Origin of the sequence: Neisseria sp. HMSC055H02 (assembly GCF_001813335.1) — a bacterium.
Taxonomy (GTDB): Bacteria; Pseudomonadota; Gammaproteobacteria; order Burkholderiales; family Neisseriaceae; genus Neisseria; species Neisseria sicca_C.
Genome location: NZ_KV812116.1, coordinates 43,223 through 59,876 on the forward strand (window position 1 = coordinate 43,223; position 16,654 = coordinate 59,876).

Sequence of the window (16,654 nt, forward strand, 5' to 3'; positions counted from 1 at the left end):
TTCCCGCGCAGGCGGGAATCCAGACCTTGGTATTTCGGGCATATTTCAAGGCTGCTGCAAATTCTAACTTATGGATTTTTGCGTATTTTCCTTGCGTCGGTGGGAATGGGAATAATGGCAATGGGGAGCAAGGCGGGCGTTTGAGGTAGTGTGGGTCAGGATTTAAAAAGCTGTTGAATAGTCGTTCAAGCGAATTATTCGAAAGGTTGTCTGAAAGCCTAAATCTGTCTTTCAGACGACCTTAATGGGCGTATTCGGCTTTCTGTTCGCTTGTTGGCGCAATAAAGGCGAACATATGCTCCTTTGATGGACATTCTCTGCTAGGATTCGGGCAAGCCTTCAACAATGATCTTTTTATCCATTCTTCCTACGGAGATAACACAGTGAAAATAAAGCTATTGTTTTCTGCTTTGGCACTGTCTGCATTGATGATGGACGCTCAGGCACATGTTACGATTCGCAATAATTCTAATGGTGTATTTCTGGAAAATCAGACCATTTCCGCCTGAATGTGCCTACCAATCGCGGTAAGGCGGTAACCGGGGTAAAAATGGTGGTCGCTGAAGGTGTGAAACTGTTGTTCATCCATCCTGTTCCGGGTTGGACTTATAAAACAGAAAAAGATGCGGAAGGCAATATTGTCAGCATCACTTACAAAGGCCGTATGGAAGCGGGCGAATTTACTTCGTTCCCGTTTATCGCGTTGAATCCTAAAGGCGATGTCTCAGTGAAATACAAAGCGTATGTAACTTACGCGGATGGCATTGTTGTGCCGTTTGACGGTTCGGAAGAGGCAAAAGGCTATCAACCGACAATTCATCTGAAATAACCGCTCGGGAATGTTTGCCTGATGCCGGCGGGTCAATCAGGATATTGAACAAGTTGGCAATCGGGCGGTAACGTTCTCCCTATTAAAAAAGGTCGTCTGAAAACCGGAAACCCGTTTTCAGACGACCCGTCTTTATTTTTTCCAATAAGCCGGCGTCAGCAAGATCAACACCGTAAAAATTTCCAAACGACCCAGCAGCATCACAGCCGAACACAGCCATTTCTGCACATCGCTCAATACCGCATAGCTGCCCGCCGGGCCGACTTCGCCCAAGCCCGGACCCGCATTGGTAATACACGCGATGACGGCGGTGAAAGCGGAGATAAACTCCATCCCGCTTGCCATCAGCAAAAAGCTGAACACAATCGTCGTCATGAAATAAATCGAAATAAACGCCATTACCGTCAGCGCCATGCGGTCGGGAATCATGCGTCCGTTGACCTTGACCGTGCGCACCGCTTTCGGGTGCAGCAGAATCATCATCTCGCGCAGGCTGAATTTGAACAAGACCAATGCCCGCACGTTTTTGATGCCGCCGCCCATAGAGCCGGAGCTTGCCAGCAAATTGGACAGGAAAAACATCCACAGCGACACGATCAGCGGCCATTGCGCGAAATCCGTGTTGGAGAAACCGCTTGCCAGTCCGATGGAGACAAAGTTGAAGCTCACAAAACGCAGCGAATCCCCAAAGGTGGCATAAAAATCCTTCTGCCACAGATACACCGCCGACATCAAAATACTCACCGCCAGAAGCGACAGTAGTACGCGGCATTCCTCGTCCCGCCAATAAGATTTGAGCGAGCGTCGTGTCAGCACCGTGAAATGTGTGGCGAAATTCACACCGCCCCAGAGCGTGAAAAACATGATCGCCCATTCGACGGTCAGCGAATCAAAATAAGCGATGCTGGCATCGTGTGTCGAAAAACCGCCCAGCGACACCGCCGACATCGCGTGACAAAGCGCGTCAAACCAGCTCATTCCGGCAAAATGCAGCGTCAGAAACGCCGCCGTCGTCGTCATCGTATAGAAGAACCAAAGCTTTTTTGCCACCTGCGAAATGCGCGGCGCCATCTTGCTTTCTTTGTCCATCCCCGGAATTTCAGCCTTGAAGAGCTGCGTTCCGCCCACGCCCAACATCGGCAGAATCGCTACCGCCAGCACGATGATACCCATGCCGCCCAGCCAGTTGAGCATATGCCGCCAAAAATTTATCGACGGAGCCAGCGTGTCCAAACTCGTCATAACCGTCGCACCCGTAGTCGTCAGCCCCGACATCGCCTCAAAAAACGCATCGGTAAAACTGATGCCCGGGATGTGGATATAAATCGGCATCGCCGCCACCAGCGCAAACGCCAGCCACAACATCAAAACCAACGTAAACCCGTCGCGCGGACGCAGCTCGCGGCGGAAATGGAAGGTCATCAACCAAACCGCGCAAGAGGTCAGCGTCGTTGCCAAAGCCGTGTAGGCAAACGCCGGAAACGCGTTGTCCAGAAAAAAATATGACATCAGCGTCGGTACTGCGAGCAACATTGAAAACAGCAGCCCCAGTCTGGACAAAACGTGGACAATAGGAAGGAACTTATACATATCAATTAATCTTAACAAACCGGCCGAATCATTCGGCGGTATGGGATGGCGATGAGGAAGCCGATATTTTCAGACGACCTTATCGTCATCAGTAATCGCAAACAGACGTTATTTTAACAAATTATTGCCTTGTCTAGACGCAAAAGGGTAGAAGCGGAGGTCGTCTGAAAACCACATCCGCATCCCGTCCCGCGTTTGCCAGAAAACCCGCTTAAAGGTAAAATCCCGTATTCCAACATGGGTACTGCATCATGACTAAATTTATTTTCGTAACCGGCGGCGTCGTATCTTCACTCGGAAAAGGTATCGCCGCCGCTTCTATTGCCACCATCCTCGAATCGCGCGGTCTGAACGTGACCATGCTCAAGCTCGACCCTTATATCAACGTCGATCCCGGCACCATGAGTCCGTTCCAGCACGGCGAAGTGTTCGTGACCGACGACGGCGCGGAAACCGACCTTGACTTGGGACACTACGAACGTTTCATCAACGCCACCATGACCCGCCGCAACAGCTTCAGCACGGGGCAGGTGTACGAAAACGTCATTGCTAAAGAGCGTCGCGGCGACTACCTCGGCGGTACGGTTCAAGTCATCCCGCACATTACCGACGAAATCAAACGCCGCATCCACGAAGGCGCGGCGGGTTACGACGTTGCCATCGTCGAAATCGGCGGCACGGTCGGCGACATCGAATCGCTGCCGTTTTTGGAGGCCATCCGTCAGATGCGCAGCCAGTTGGGACGCAACAACACTTTGTTCGCCCACTTGAGCTACGTTCCCTACATCGCCGCCGCAGGCGAAATCAAAACCAAGCCGACCCAGCATACCGTTAAAGAAATGTTGAGCATCGGTTTGCAGCCCGACATCCTGATTTGCCGCATGGACAGAACCATGCCCGCGGACGAACGCCGCAAAATCGCCTTGTTCTGCAACGTGGAAGAGCGCGCGATTGTCGGCAGTTACGACGTGAACAGCATCTACGAATGCCCCGAAATGCTACATGACCAAGGCATCGACAACATCATTACCGAGCAGTTGCAGCTGAACGTACAACAGGCGGATTTGACCGCGTGGAAAAAATCGTCCATGCCATCAAAAACCCGAAACACACCGTCAAAATCGCCATGGTCGGCAAATACGTCGATTTGACCGAATCCTACAAATCGCTGATCGAAGCCTTGAAACACGCGGGCATCCACACCGAAACCGACGTGCAAATCACCTTCGTTGACAGCGAAAACATCGAGAAAAACAACGGCGACGTTTCCATGCTCAAAGACATGGACGCCATCCTTGTTCCCGGCGGCTTCGGTTCGCGCGGCGTGGAAGGCAAAATTGCCGCCGTGCGTTACGCCCGCGAAAACAACGTGCCATATTTGGGCATCTGCCTCGGTATGCAGATTGCGCTGATCGAATACGCCCGCGATGTGGCAGGATTGAAAGGCGCGAATTCTACCGAGTTCGACCTCAAATGCGCCGCGCCCGTCGTTGCTCTGATTGACGAATGGCAAACCGCCGACGGCAGCGTCGAAACCCGCGACGAATCTGCCGATTTGGGCGGCACCATGCGTTTGGGCGCGCAAGAGGTTGAATTGAAAGCAGGCAGCCTTGCCGCCAAAATCTACGGCAGCGAACACATCCGCGAACGCCACCGCCACCGCTACGAAGTCAACAACAACTACGTTCCCACGCTGGAACAGGCTGGCTTGGTCATCGGCGGTGTATCTGCTGGACGCGAACGCTTGGTCGAAACCATCGAACTGCCGAACCATCCTTGGTTCTTCGCCTGCCAGTTCCACCCCGAGTTCACCTCCAACCCGCGCAAAGGCCATCCTTTGTTCACCGCGTTTGTCAAAGCTGCGTTGAACAATAAAAAAGTCTGACGCCGGCAAAAGGTCGTCTGAAAATAGAAAAAGCACCCTAATTAAGGTGCTTTTTCTATTTTCAGACGACTATGGATTATTCATTCAAATAAAAATGGCTATTGTCTTATTCTTGCGAAATGGAAAAACGATTCTTAGTATTTTAAGAAGGATGTCAGGGGAAAAACAATTTTAAAATTTCAAAATTTTAGCCTGTCCTGAATCGATGAGCTATGCCTTTCTATTTGAATTGACTATAAAAAATATCGAATTGTTGTAAAAAGTCTAAGCTCTAATGAATAATAATTCCTATCAAGATGAAAAAGATTGTTTAAATATCGAAAGTTCATTATGATTGCGCAAATTGTTCCACGGGTCTTGCTGTTTTTGGTTTTGAGTCTCTTATTTTTGTAAAACGATAGACCTAAATTTGATTCTTTGATTAAAGAGGAGTTTGTATGAAAAAAGCCATTATTGCCCTGACTATCGCGGCTTTGCCTTTTGCAGCATCCGCCGAAGTTGTCCTGTACGGACAAGTTAAAAGCACCATCACCTCCGGACAGGTGAAAATCAAAGGTAACGAAGGTACGGAAAAAAGCGCGACTGCAACCCGCATCAACGACAATACTTCACGCATCGGCTTCAAAGGCAGCGAAAAACTCTCAGACGACCTCAAAGCCATCTGGCAGGTGGAACAGCGCACTTCCATTTTGGGCGAATCCAATAGCCAAAGTTTCGGCAACCGTGATTCCTTCATAGGCTTGGAAGGCTCATTCGGTAAGGTTCGCGTCGGCAATATGAACAATATGCTCAACGAGATGGATACCATCGACCCTTGGTTGTATAAAACCAACGCGATGGGTTTGGGCATCAACACACGCACCGGTGTGCGCACCACATCCGTACGCTACGACAGTCCTTCGTTCGGCGGGTTCAAATTCAATGCGTCCTACGCGCCACGCGACAACCGCAATCCGGACGACAAATATAAACATGAAAAACCCAGCAAAGAACAATATACCGCCGGTTTGACTTATGAAAACAGCGGTTTCACCACCAACCTTGCCTACGGCCATTACAAAGGCGCGTACACCGACAAGAACGGTAAAATCAAAGCCGCACAAATCGCTAAAATCGAAAGCTACTATGACAAAAACAACCTGTTCGTCGGTGTAGGCGCGCAATATACCAAAGGCCATGAAAGCGCAAATAAATATCTGGGTTACTTTACCGATGATTTCAATACTTACAAAGGCGCTGACATTACTGCCGATGCCGGTAAAAATGAAGCCGTCAAAGTTGCCGATGCAGCCGTTACCGTGGGTTATACCTTCGGCAACCTGAACCCGCGCCTCACTTACGCCCACGGCTGGGCGGCAAAAGGCGTGAACAGCGGCGAGAAACTGGTCGATAAATTCGACCAAGTAGTAGTTGGTGCCAACTACAAATTCAGCAAACGTACTTCTATGCTTGCTCATGCCGGTTATATGAAACTGGGCAGCAAAACCCGCCTGACGCCGACCCAAACAGGGTCTGTTGAGCAAAAAGCCGTTTCTTTGGGCATGGTTCATAAATTCTGATGAAACCGTAAGGATAATCAGAAAATATAAAAGGTCGTCTGAAACCTGATTTTGGGTTTCAGACGACCTTTTTGCTTTAGGAGCGTTTTACATCTGCACCAAGCCGTTGACTGTGATGCTGATTTCTTCTGAGCCGGGAGAAGGGGCTTGGATAGCGTTGTTTTCGTCGCTTGCCGAACGCTTGAACATGGCAGCTTCGGTATTCATCATTTTGGCGCGGGCGAAGCCGTTGTCTATGGAGCGGTTGCCGATGTGGCCTAAATTGAGTTTGACGATTTTGTAGTTGGAGAAGCCGAGCGTTTTTGCCAAATCTTGCGCGTGGTCTTTGAAGCGCAGGATGGCGGCTTTGCTGACTTGATCGACGGCGGCTTCGCGTTTTTCTTTGGATATGCTGAAGCCGATGCGGTTGAGCGTGGCAGTTTGCAGCGTTTCGTCAATCAGGCGGTTGATTGCATCAAAGTCTTTGCTTTCGACTTTGAACACGGCTTCTTCTTCCCAGCCTGTTTGGATGCGTTTGCCGTTGTTGTTGTATTCATAGCGTGGGCTGGCGCTGCGGTTGAGGATTTCGGTTTGGAGTTTGTTGTTTTGTACGGCTTTGTTGAAGTCATTGAATTTTTTCTGAAACGCTTTGTTCACCGTAGCGCGGTCTTTGCCTTCGGAAGCAATGCTGAAGTAGGCGGTCATGGTGTCGCGGGTTATTTCGAGATGGGCGGACTCGGCAAATTCGATCATGTTGTAATGAAGGGTGTCGGTTTCGGCTGCGGCGGGCAGGGCGGTTGCGAGCACGAGGGCGGCAAGGATGGGGCGTAACATGGTTTTTCCTTTTGGTATCGGGTGTGGAAACGGATGATATTGGATGATTTGTGTCAGGTCGTCTGAAAGTGCAGCTTCAATAGAGTTGCAAAAGGTTCTGACTTTGCTGCAACAGGTTTCAGACGACCTTTGACGGTGTCAGCCGAAAAAGCCCATTTTGACTTGGATGAGTTTTTCAAGTTCGGGCAGGACGCGGCGGCGGGAGACGAAGAAGATGATATGGTCGCCGTCTTGGACAATGGTGTCGGTGTGGTGCCCCATGATGACTTCGCCCGTTTCGGCACGGACGATGGCGGCGATGTAGCAGTCGCCCGGCCATTTGATGCCGCTGATGCGCCTGCCGACGATGGCGGAAGTGTTTTTGTCGCCGTGGACGACGACTTCGATGGCTTCGGCGGTGCCGCGTCTGAGGGGGTGGACGGCAACGATGTCGCCTCGGCGGATATGGGCGAGGATGGAGCCGATGGTGATGAGGTGCGGCGACACGACGATGTCGATTTTGTTGCCTTCGAGCAAATCGACGTAGCTGGAGCGGTTGACGATGGTGACGACGCGTTTTGCGCCGAGGTTTTTCGCCAACAGGCTGGACATGATGTTGTTTTCGTCGTCGTTGGTCAGGGCGCAGAATACGTCGATTTCGTCGATGTATTCTTCGTCCAGCAGCGTTTCGTCGGTGGCGCTGCCTTGCAGGACGAGGGTGTTGTCGAGGTTTTCGGCGAGCCACTCGGCGCGGCGGGGGTTGTGTTCGACGATTTTGATGTCGTATTTGGATTCGAGCTGCTTGGCAAGGCGGTAGCCGATGTTGCCGCCGCCGGCAATCATGATGCGGCGGGTGCGCGCTTCTTTGGGGCGCAGTTCGCGCATGATGATGTTGACGCTGCTGATGTCGGCGGCAAAAAGTACCTCGTCGCCTTCGATGATGACGGTTTGCGGCGTGGGGACGATGAGGCGGTTGTTGCGGTATATGGCGCAGATTTGGCAGTCCGCGCCTTCGGGGAGGTGTTGGTTGATGTCGGCGATTTCGCGGTTGACGAGCAGCCCGCCTTTACGCGCCTGTACGATGACCATGCGGACTTTGTCGCCGGCAAACCTCAATACCTGCAATGCGCTGGTGTAGCTGAGCAGCCCGACGAGCTGTTCGGTAACGAGCTGTTCGGGGCTGATGGTTTCGGTGATGTCGAAGACGGTAAGGCTGCCGTTTTCCGTATCGTCGTTTTCGGGGTAGGGATATTCCAGATATTCGCTGGAACGCACGCGGGCGATGCGGCTGGGGATATTAAAGAGGTCGGCGGCAATTTTGCAGGCAACAATGTTGGTTTCGTCGCTGCGGGTCAGGGCGAGCAGGAGGTCGGAATCTGCCGCGCCCGCCTGTTCGAGGATAAACGGGGATGCGCCGTTGCCGAGTATGGTTTGGACGTCGAGGCGGCTGCCGATGTGTTGCAGGGCTTTTTCGTCGATGTCGATAACGGTAACGTCGTTGCTGGAAACGGAGGCGAGGTTTTGCGCGACGGTCGAGCCGACCTGTCCGCTGCCGAGGATGAGGATTTTCACGGTTTGGGCGGGTGGTTGGGTAAGGATGATGGGATTGTATAACAAAAGGTCGTCTGAAAACCTATTTTCAGACGACCTTTTGTTGATTTCAGGCAGGGTTTACCAGTAGCCCAGCACTTTCCACCAGATAATGCCGATGGTGCCGAAAATCAGGATTTCGACCACGCTCATAATGAAGCCGGCTTTCCACCATTCGGTCATGCTGACATAGTTCGAGCCGTAGATGACGGGGGACGAACCTGAAGCGTAGTGGGTCAACGACATCATGATGCCGGTGGCGGATGCCATAATCAGGGCGAACAGCATCGGCGGTGCGCCCAGGGCGAGGCCTGCGCCGTAGAACGCACCGAACATGGCGGTAACGTGTGCCGTGCCGCTGGCGAAAACGTAGTGGGCGTAGAGGTAGGCGAGTACCAGAAGGGCGCAACCGGCTTCCCAGCCCAAGCCGAGATGGGAAATGCCACCCTGCATGGATTCGGACAGCCATGCAATCAGTCCCAATTTGTTGAGGAAGTTCGCCATCATGACCAAGGCGGCAAACCAGACGATGGTGTCCCACGCGCCTTTTTCTTTCAGCGCGTCGTCCCAAGTCAGTACGCCGGTGAGCAGGCACAGGGAGAGGCCGAGGAAGGTGGTGGCGGTGGCATCGACTTTCACGCCGAACAGCATTTCGGGAACGCCCGCCCACAGAAGCAGCAGAATCACGAAAATGCCGAGCATGATTTTTTCGTCGCGCTTCATCGCGCCCATTTCTTTCAGTTTTTCTTTGGCAAGGGCGGTCGCGTTAGGCGTTTGTTTGATTTCGGGCGGATACAGGAAATACAGTACCAGCGGCATCAGGAACATGGCAATCAGGCCGGGGACGACCATGGCGGCGAACCATGTGCCCCAAGAGAGGTGGATTTGCGAATCGGTGGCTTTGGCGACCAATTCGACGACCAGCGGATTGGGTGCGGTCGCGGTAACGAAGATGCAGCAGGTGATGATGTTGGCGTGGTAGTTGACCAGCGCGAGGTATTTACCGATTTTGCCTTCCGTGCCTTTTTCGGGGTCGGAATCGAAACTCAGGGCGATGGAACGCATAATCGGATGCACGATGGCGCCGCCGCGCGCGGTGTTACTTGGCGTAACCGGACCGATGACCAAGTCGGCTAGTGCCAAGCTGTAACCTACGCCTAGCGTGCGTTTGCCGAAAAGGGAAATCAGAAGGTAGCCGATACGCATCCCCAAGCCGGTTTTCAACAAACCGCGCGAGATGATGATGGCGATACCGATCATCCAGATTAACGAGTTGTTGAGGCTGCTCAGTGCGTCTTTGGTTGCGTCGGCGGCTTTTTCGTTGGTCACGCCGGTCAGCGCGACCAAGGTAATGCCCAAAATCGCCATTGCGCCGATGGGCATGGCTTTGCCGATGATGCCGGCGATGATGCCGACGAACAACGCCAAAAGGTGCCATGCGTCGGGCGATACACCCTGCGGCACGGGTATGACGAACCAGATAATCAGCGTCAGCGCGAGCGCAACCGCCGCAGGAATTGGCTTGAAGCCCATGTTGAGTCTCCTAGTTTAAGGTATCGGGGAAATCGGATTTCAGACGACGTGTGCCTGATTTTGGTAGGAACAGGTCGTCTGAAACGTATTTGGCAGCAGTTGTTTTTTATGTTTTTCTTTTGGTGGTTTGGGTAATGCGTGTTTTTGTGTTGCCATCTTTTTCAGACGACGTTTTCTTAAGGTTATTGGGTTTTGCCCTCTCCCTAACCCTCTCCCACGGGGAGAGGGGATAGATTGCAGAAAGTCCGATAATGGTCGGCTTCAGCATCATCATTCCCTCTCCCTGTGGGAGAGGGCTAGGGAGAGGGCAAAACCCTAGGATGTACCGTATCGTTTTCTCTGATGGCAAATCTACCGATAAGTTTTAGTCAGACGATGTGTGTCCGTTTTAGTGGGGAGGGGTCGTCTGAAACGTATTTGGCAGCAGTTGTTTTTTATGTTTTTCTTTTGGTGGTTTAGGTAATGCGTGTTTGTGTTGCCATCTTTTCAGACGACGTTTTCTTAAGGTTATTGGGTTTTGCCCTCTCCCTAACCCTCTCCCACGGGGAGAGGGGACGGATTGCAGAAAATCTAATAATGGTCGGTTTCAGCACCATCATTCCCTCTCTGTGGAAGAGGGGCAGATTGTAGAAAATCTAATAATGGTCGGTTTCAGCACCATCATTCCCTCTCTGTGGAAGAGGGGCAGATTGCAGAAAATCTGATAATGGTCGGCTTCAGTACCATCATTCCCTCTCCCCGTGGGAGAGGGCTAGGGAGAGGGTAAAACCTCAGATTTAGCAGGTTCGGTTGTGAAACCCAACAAATACTTAAACCCTAATCATCATGTTGGGTCATGACCCAGCCTACAGGTATTTTTCAGACGACCTCCTATATACAAAAGGTCGTCTGAAATCCCGTATCAAATTAATCCTGATCCGCCGGCAGGCCGTACTCTTCGGGGAAGGTACGCAGTGAGCTTTGCAACACGGTAACCGCGCCGTCAATCAAACCGCAGCGGCCGCTTCGGGGCAGCAGTTGGCACAGGCTTTGCAGGGCGCGGAGGTCGTCTGAAGTGCCGATGCCGGTATCCACGCGGTTGAGCAGGCGTGAAAGTTGGAACGTGCCGCCTTTGCACGGCGGGCATTGTCCGCATGAGTTGGACGCAAAAAATTCCACATACTCGGATACTTTGCGCACCACGCTGGTGCCTTCGGAAATCACAATCATTGCGCCCGTACCGAGGCTGGATTTGCGTTCGCGCACGGACACGAAGTCCAAAGGCACGTCCAAATCTTTCGCGGTCAGAAGCGTGTTTGACGGGCCGCCGGTGAAGACGGCTTTAAACGTGCGCCCTTCGAGCATACCGCCGCCGTGGTCGAAAATCAGCGATTGTAGGGTCGTGCCCATCGGCAGTTCGTACAGGCCCGGATTCAATACATCGCCGGAAAGCGAGTAGAGTTTCGTGCCTGCGGCATCGCCCAAACCCAGCGATTTGTACCATTCCGCGCCTTTGGCAAGGATTTGCGGGATGTTGGCGAAGGTTTCGGTGTTGTTGATTAAGGTCGGTTCGCCTTCTACGCCGCTTTCGGCGGGGAACGGCGGTTTGCGGCGCGGGAACGGGAAACCGCCTTCCAACCATGAAATCACGGCGGTTTCTTCGCCGCCGATGTAGCGGCCTGAAGTTTCGACCAATTTCAGGTCTAAAGGTTTGCCCAGATAGTTTTCGATGCGGATGAACAAATCGCTTTTTTTCCATTGCTCGATGGCGGGCACGATGGCGGCGATGGATTCGGTCTGGTGCGGGTTGACATACATAATCGCTTTGTTGGCTCGGCAGGCGACGGCGGCAATCAGAACGCCTTCGATGACTTGGTGCGGCGTTTTCGCCAGCAATACGCGGTCTTTGAACGTACCCGGTTCGTCTTCGTTGGCATTGCAGACGACGTATTTGTCGCCGTGTTTGCTTTGGGCTGCGACGGCCGCCTCCCATTTGCGCCAGGTCGGGAAACCTGCGCCGCCCATGCCGCAGAGATTGGCGTCTTGCAGCTTGGAAACGATGCTTTGAGGATCGGCAAGTGCCGCCAGCAGGCCTTCGCCGCCGCCGACTTTGCGCCACGCGGCCAAATCCGCGCCGACTTGGCGGGACGGGTGCAGTAAGTTTTGATTGGCTTGGTTCATGATTGTTGCTCCTGCAAACCGGCGTGTTCGCGCAAATCGAATTTGCCGTAGTCGGGATATAAAACGGGGGCTTTGATGTCGCTGGTCAGTCCGGCGCGGGTCATTTCGCGTTGTAGATCGTGAACGTGTCCGACACCGCCGCGCACTTTTTTCAGCGGCAGGCCGCAACCGGCGGCGGCTTTACCCGCGCGGCGGCCGAAGCTGATGATGTCCAAAAGCGCGTTGCCCATCAGGCGGTTGCGGCCGTGGATGCCGCCGGTTACTTCGCCGGCGCAATAGAGACCTTCGACGCAGGTTGCGCCGTCGCCGTTGATTTCGACGCCGCCGTTTTGGTAGTGCAGGGTCGGATGAATCATCACGGGTTCGACGGCGGGGTCGATGCCGCATTTGTGGGCGACGTGGCCGAGCGTAACCAAACGGTTCAATACGTCGGGATCGTTTTCAATCAGGCGCGGCGTATCGAGGAACACGCCGACTTGTCCGTCGCGCACCACGCCGCGGCCTTCGCGGCACTCGCGCAAAATAGCGGCGGCAACGACGTCGCGCGGTTGCAATTCGTCAACGAAACGTTCGCCCAAACCGTTGACCAGTTTGGTGCCTGCGGAACGGACGGCTTCGGAAATCAGCGCGCCCGCCAAGTGCGGCGGATGGGCGACGCCGGTCGGATGGTATTGGAAGGAATCGATGTCGCGCAGTTTCGCGCCGATGCGGTACGCCATCACCAGACCGTCGGCGGTTGCGCCGTAGTGGTTGGAAGTGGCGAAACCCTGCAAATGCAGCCGTCCGCTGCCGCCGGTTGCCAAGACCACGGCTTTGGCGTGAACCAATACCAAAGAGCGTTTTTCCAAGTCGTACAAAATCGCGCCGACGCAGCGGCCGTGTTCGTCCGACAATAATTCGATGGCGGGGTGGCGGTTGAGCTGGGTGATGTTTTCGTCGAGTTCGACCGCTTCGCGCAGTACGCGCATCATTTCGAGGCCGGTGAAGTCGCGGTAGCTCAGGATGCGCGGCACGGTCGTACCGCCTGCACGTTTGCGGCTCAACATGCCGTTGCTGTCCGCGCCTTTGGCAAGGTCGAAAGTCATGCCCAAGCCGATCAGCCAGCGGATGGCGGACGGCGCGTCGGTAACCATTTGCGCCACCAATTCTTTTTTGCCTGCGTTGTGGCCGCCTTTGATGGTGTCGTCAAAGTGCTGCTGCAAACTGTCTTCCGCGCCGACTGCCGCCTGAATGCCGCCTTCAGCCATCACGGTATTGCTGTCGCCGATACGCAGCTTGTTCGCCATAATCACGCGCGCGCCTGCTTCGGTTGCAGACAATGCCGCCGCCGCACCGGCACCGCCGCCGCCGATAACCAGTACGTCGGTGTTCAAGTGTTCCGCGCCCGACAAATCATAGTCGTCAATCAGGGGATGACTGATCAGCAGTTTCGCCAAATCAGGATGGCAGTAATCGCCCGTGTTCGGACCGATGGGTAGTTTGACGCGCGCATTGGCCTGATAGTCGGGGTGAAACTGACTCAATAATTCGTTTTTTTCCGGCAGGTCGCCGCGCAGTTCCAATGAGGAAGCGCGCAGGTTGGCAAGGGCGGTTTCGTAGTCTATGCCTTGGATTTCGTTCGCCATCACATTGCCTCCTCTTCAAATTCGACTTTCATTTTGCCGCTGTCGATTTCACGCAGGCGGCGCATCAAATCCACCGGACGCAGCGTGCGCGCCGCTTTCATGCGGCGGGCGAACAAGCCCAAGTGGTTCGGACGGATGTGTTCGGGGCAGGAAAGGGTGCAGAGGTTGCACATCACGCATTGGTCGAAGGTCAGCGCAGCCGCGCCGAAATCGCCCGATACCACTTGCGCCACGCCGTTTTCCACTTCCAAACCTTTGGGGCAGGCGCGGTTGCAGCCGCCGCAATGACGGCAGTGTTGCGCTTCGGGGAAGGCTTTGGCGGTGTCGTCCAGCCAGTTCCAGCCGTCGCCGACCTCGCTCACGTCGTAATATTGGATATGCTCGGGAATGAAGTAGTCCAAGAAGCTGACCTGCATCCCTTCTTCGACTTTGGTTTCACACGCCAACGCAGTCGTTACCTCGCGCTCGCCTTCCTTGCGGATCATGCAGCGGCACGAACCGCAAACGCCTTGCCCCATGCAGCCGACGTTGGCGGTAATCGCGCTGCCGGAACGGGCATAGGCCTGAATGATTGACGAGTCGGCGGAGGCTTTGACCTCGTGGCCGTCTATGGTCAGGGTTAACAAGTTTTCACTCATGGTAGTGTCCTGTGGAAAGGGATAGGGGAAATCGGATGTGTGTATTTTTATTACAAACTTTTAAAATGCAGATGTTTTTCAGGAAACGTCTTATAAATCAACGTCTGACTGTCTTTTATTAGTGTATCAGAATTTGGGTTTTTTGATGATGGCAGAGTCGTAAAGGCAGGGTGGGGGCGGATTGTGAACAAAAAACAGTGGTTTTCAGACGACCTTTGTGCCATCTTGTTATTTTGTAAGATAAAATAAACTTAAGATAAAGGAATAACTGCTAAAAACCGTTTTGAAATACGAGTAAATATCATTATTAAGTGCTTGATATAAAAGTATATATCTATGTATTTATTGGATAAATTTGCAAAGTGTAAGCGAATGCAAACAGTGTTATAAAATTTCATAAAAACGGCTAAGTTTGACTTCTGTCAAAAATCATCGTGGGTAGAATGACACGGCTTTTACATTTGTGTATGGTTGAAAAAAGAAAGACAGGTCGTCTAAAAAATAATTGTTTCTTTTTAAATTCATGTTATTAGTAAGGTTCATTGCGGAGTTGAATCCAGCCTTTTCAGACGACCCTTTGGAATTTGAGTGGACGGATTAATTGTAGTTTTATTTCTACCGGTAAATATTGCCGACAATATCCGTTATCATCATCCGAGTGAAATGATAGGTTATTAAGTTTTATGAAAATCAATGGATTATAAAAATCATATTGTCGCCTCATATCGATTGACAGCACTATTACACAGATTAAGGTCGTCTGAAAAACGGCCTCTATAAAAAAGCTAACAAACCCTCCCTACCATATGAAAAGGAACACAATCATGACCGTCATCAAGCAAGAAGACTTTATCCAAAGTATCTGCGATGCCTTCCAATTCATCAGCTATTACCATCCGAAAGACTACATCGACGCGCTCTATAAAGCGTGGCAGAAGGAAGAAAATCCCGCCGCCAAAGACGCGATGACGCAGATTTTGGTCAACAGCCGCATGTGTGCCGAAAACAACCGCCCCATCTGCCAAGACACCGGTATCGCAACCGTCTTCCTCAAAGTCGGCATGAACGTCCAATGGGATGCGGACATGAGCGTGGAAGAGATGGTTAACAAAGGCGTGCGCCGCGCCTACACTTGGGAAGGCAACACCCTGCGCGCGTCCGTCCTCGCCGACCCGGCCGGCAAACGCCAAAACACCAAAGACAACACCCCCGCCGTCATCCACATGAGCATCGTGCCGGGCAACAAAGTCGAAGTAACCTGCGCGGCAAAAGGCGGCGGCTCTGAAAACAAATCCAAACTCGCCATGCTCAATCCGTCCGACAACATCGTCGATTGGGTATTGAAAACCATCCCGACCATGGGCGCGGGCTGGTGTCCTCCCGGCATTTTGGGCATCGGCATCGGCGGTACGCCCGAAAAAGCCGTGCTGATGGCAAAAGAATCCCTGATGAGCCACATCGACATTCAAGAGTTGCAGGAAAAAGCCGCGTCCGGCGCAGAATTGTCCACCACCGAATCCCTGCGCCTCGAGCTCTTTGAAAAAGTCAACGCGTTGGGCATCGGCGCACAAGGTTTGGGCGGACTGACCACCGTGTTGGACGTCAAAATCCTCGATTACCCGACCCATGCCGCTTCCAAACCGATTGCCATGATTCCGAACTGCGCCGCCACCCGCCACGTCGAATTCGAATTGGACGGCTCCGGTCCGGTCGAACTGACCCCGCCGCGCGTTGAAGACTGGCCCGATTTGACTTACAGCCCCGACAACGGCAAACGCATTGATGTCGACAAACTGACCAAAGAAGAAGTTGCCAGCTGGAAAACCGGCGACGTATTGCTGCTGAACGGTAAAATCCTCACCGGCCGCGATGCCGCGCACAAACGCCTCGTCGATATGCTCGACAAAGGCGAAGAGTTGCCCGTCGATTTCACCAACCGCCTGATTTACTACGTCGGCCCCGTCGATCCGGTCGGCGACGAAGTAGTCGGCCCCGCAGGTCCGACCACCGCTACCCGCATGGACAAATTCACCCGCCAAATGCTCGAACAAACCGGCCTCTTGGGCATGATCGGCAAATCCGAGCGCGGCGCAGCCACCTGCGAAGCCATCGCCGACAACAAAGCCGTATACCTCATGGCAGTCGGCGGCGCGGCATACCTCGTGGCAAAAGCCATCAAATCCTCCAAAGTCTTGGCGTTCCCCGAATTGGGCATGGAAGCAGTTTACGAGTTTGAAGTCAAAGACATGCCCGTAACCGTCGCCGTGGACAGCAAAGGCGAATCCATCCACGCCACCGCCCCGCGCCAATGGCAGGCAAAAATCGGCATCATCCCCGTCGAGTCCTAATGCCTTGATGTTGGATTGAAAAGGTCGTCTGAAAACTCGGAATACGGTTTTCAGACGACCTTTTGGCTAATACGGTTTCAATGGCGTAAAACCGGCATCCGTATT

General features: G+C 53.0%; 11 protein-coding genes and 1 pseudogene. 4 read left to right on the plus strand and 8 right to left on the minus strand.

Translation table 11 applies throughout. From position 1 onward, the window contains the following. The first annotated feature begins 511 nt into the window (after positions 1–511). Positions 512–829, plus strand: coding sequence for a hypothetical protein (locus tag HMPREF2907_RS08915; protein ID WP_199900511.1), 318 nt, complete (start codon positions 512–514; stop codon positions 827–829). A gap of 132 nt (positions 830–961) precedes the next feature. On the opposite strand, the gene HMPREF2907_RS08920 is transcribed toward HMPREF2907_RS08915, so the two are convergent. Next, on the minus strand, positions 962–2,419 hold the full coding sequence (locus HMPREF2907_RS08920) for a TrkH family potassium uptake protein (RefSeq protein WP_070682288.1): 1,458 nt from the start codon (positions 2,417–2,419) through the stop codon (positions 962–964). Between the two features lie 251 nt (positions 2,420–2,670). Here HMPREF2907_RS08920 and HMPREF2907_RS08925 point away from each other — a divergent pair. After that, positions 2,671–4,304: pseudogene (locus tag HMPREF2907_RS08925) on the plus strand (CTP synthase). A 437-nt stretch (positions 4,305–4,741) separates the two neighbouring features. Beyond that, positions 4,742–5,863 carry a porin gene (locus HMPREF2907_RS08930; protein ID WP_070682291.1) on the plus strand — a complete coding sequence of 374 codons (1,122 nt, stop codon included), beginning with the start codon at positions 4,742–4,744 and terminating at the stop codon, positions 5,861–5,863. Between the two features lie 87 nt (positions 5,864–5,950). Here the strand turns inward: HMPREF2907_RS08930 and HMPREF2907_RS08935 are convergent, their stop codons facing one another. The 7 genes from HMPREF2907_RS08935 to HMPREF2907_RS08960 form a co-directional block, all read right to left on the minus strand. Next, the gene (locus HMPREF2907_RS08935) at positions 5,951–6,676 is read right to left on the minus strand and encodes an SIMPL domain-containing protein (protein ID WP_070682294.1); all 726 of its coding nucleotides are present in this window, start codon (positions 6,674–6,676) and stop codon (positions 5,951–5,953) included. A gap of 138 nt (positions 6,677–6,814) precedes the next feature. Next, entirely contained in the window at positions 6,815–8,227 is a 1,413-nt protein-coding gene (gene trkA, locus HMPREF2907_RS08940) for a Trk system potassium transporter TrkA (RefSeq protein WP_003762926.1), read from the minus strand. Between the two features lie 99 nt (positions 8,228–8,326). After that, the gene (locus tag HMPREF2907_RS08945; protein ID WP_070682297.1) at positions 8,327–9,778 is read right to left on the minus strand and encodes a DASS family sodium-coupled anion symporter; all 1,452 of its coding nucleotides are present in this window, start codon (positions 9,776–9,778) and stop codon (positions 8,327–8,329) included. A 106-nt stretch (positions 9,779–9,884) separates the two neighbouring features. After that, the gene (locus tag HMPREF2907_RS12990; RefSeq protein WP_168165211.1) at positions 9,885–10,052 is read right to left on the minus strand and encodes a hypothetical protein; all 168 of its coding nucleotides are present in this window, start codon (positions 10,050–10,052) and stop codon (positions 9,885–9,887) included. Between the two features lie 632 nt (positions 10,053–10,684). Further along, complete coding sequence (locus HMPREF2907_RS08950; RefSeq protein ID WP_070682300.1) at positions 10,685–11,938, minus strand: complex I 51 kDa subunit family protein; 1,254 nt, start codon at positions 11,936–11,938, stop codon at positions 10,685–10,687. Then, the gene (locus HMPREF2907_RS08955) at positions 11,935–13,563 is read right to left on the minus strand and encodes an FAD-binding protein (protein WP_003777401.1); all 1,629 of its coding nucleotides are present in this window, start codon (positions 13,561–13,563) and stop codon (positions 11,935–11,937) included. The genes HMPREF2907_RS08950 and HMPREF2907_RS08955 overlap by 4 nt, the downstream gene beginning before the upstream one ends. Beyond that, on the minus strand, positions 13,563–14,201 hold the full coding sequence (locus HMPREF2907_RS08960) for a 2Fe-2S iron-sulfur cluster-binding protein (protein WP_003777402.1): 639 nt from the start codon (positions 14,199–14,201) through the stop codon (positions 13,563–13,565). The genes HMPREF2907_RS08955 and HMPREF2907_RS08960 overlap by 1 nt, the downstream gene beginning before the upstream one ends. A gap of 824 nt (positions 14,202–15,025) precedes the next feature. On the opposite strand from HMPREF2907_RS08960, the gene HMPREF2907_RS08965 reads away from it, so the two are divergent. Further along, positions 15,026–16,549, plus strand: coding sequence for a fumarate hydratase (locus tag HMPREF2907_RS08965; RefSeq protein ID WP_070682302.1), 1,524 nt, complete (start codon positions 15,026–15,028; stop codon positions 16,547–16,549). Positions 16,550–16,654 lie beyond the last annotated feature (105 nt).

Excerpts from the sequence above, each read along its gene's own strand:
- HMPREF2907_RS08935 (WP_070682294.1), bottom strand. The coding sequence starts at position 6,676 with ATGTTACGCCCCATCCTTGCCGCCCTCGTGCTCGCAACCGCCCTGCCC.
- HMPREF2907_RS08930 (WP_070682291.1), top strand. The coding sequence starts at position 4,742 with ATGAAAAAAGCCATTATTGCCCTGACTATCGCGGCTTTGCCTTTTGCA.
- HMPREF2907_RS12990 (WP_168165211.1), bottom strand. The coding sequence starts at position 10,052 with ATGATGATGCTGAAGCCGACCATTATCGGACTTTCTGCAATCTATCCC.
- HMPREF2907_RS08955 (WP_003777401.1), bottom strand. The coding sequence starts at position 13,563 with ATGGCGAACGAAATCCAAGGCATAGACTACGAAACCGCCCTTGCCAAC.
- HMPREF2907_RS08965 (WP_070682302.1), top strand. The coding sequence starts at position 15,026 with ATGACCGTCATCAAGCAAGAAGACTTTATCCAAAGTATCTGCGATGCC.
- HMPREF2907_RS08950 (WP_070682300.1), bottom strand. The coding sequence starts at position 11,938 with ATGAACCAAGCCAATCAAAACTTACTGCACCCGTCCCGCCAAGTCGGC.
- HMPREF2907_RS08945 (WP_070682297.1), bottom strand. The coding sequence starts at position 9,778 with ATGGGCTTCAAGCCAATTCCTGCGGCGGTTGCGCTCGCGCTGACGCTG.
- HMPREF2907_RS08960 (WP_003777402.1), bottom strand. The coding sequence starts at position 14,201 with ATGAGTGAAAACTTGTTAACCCTGACCATAGACGGCCACGAGGTCAAA.
- HMPREF2907_RS08920 (WP_070682288.1), bottom strand. The coding sequence starts at position 2,419 with ATGTATAAGTTCCTTCCTATTGTCCACGTTTTGTCCAGACTGGGGCTG.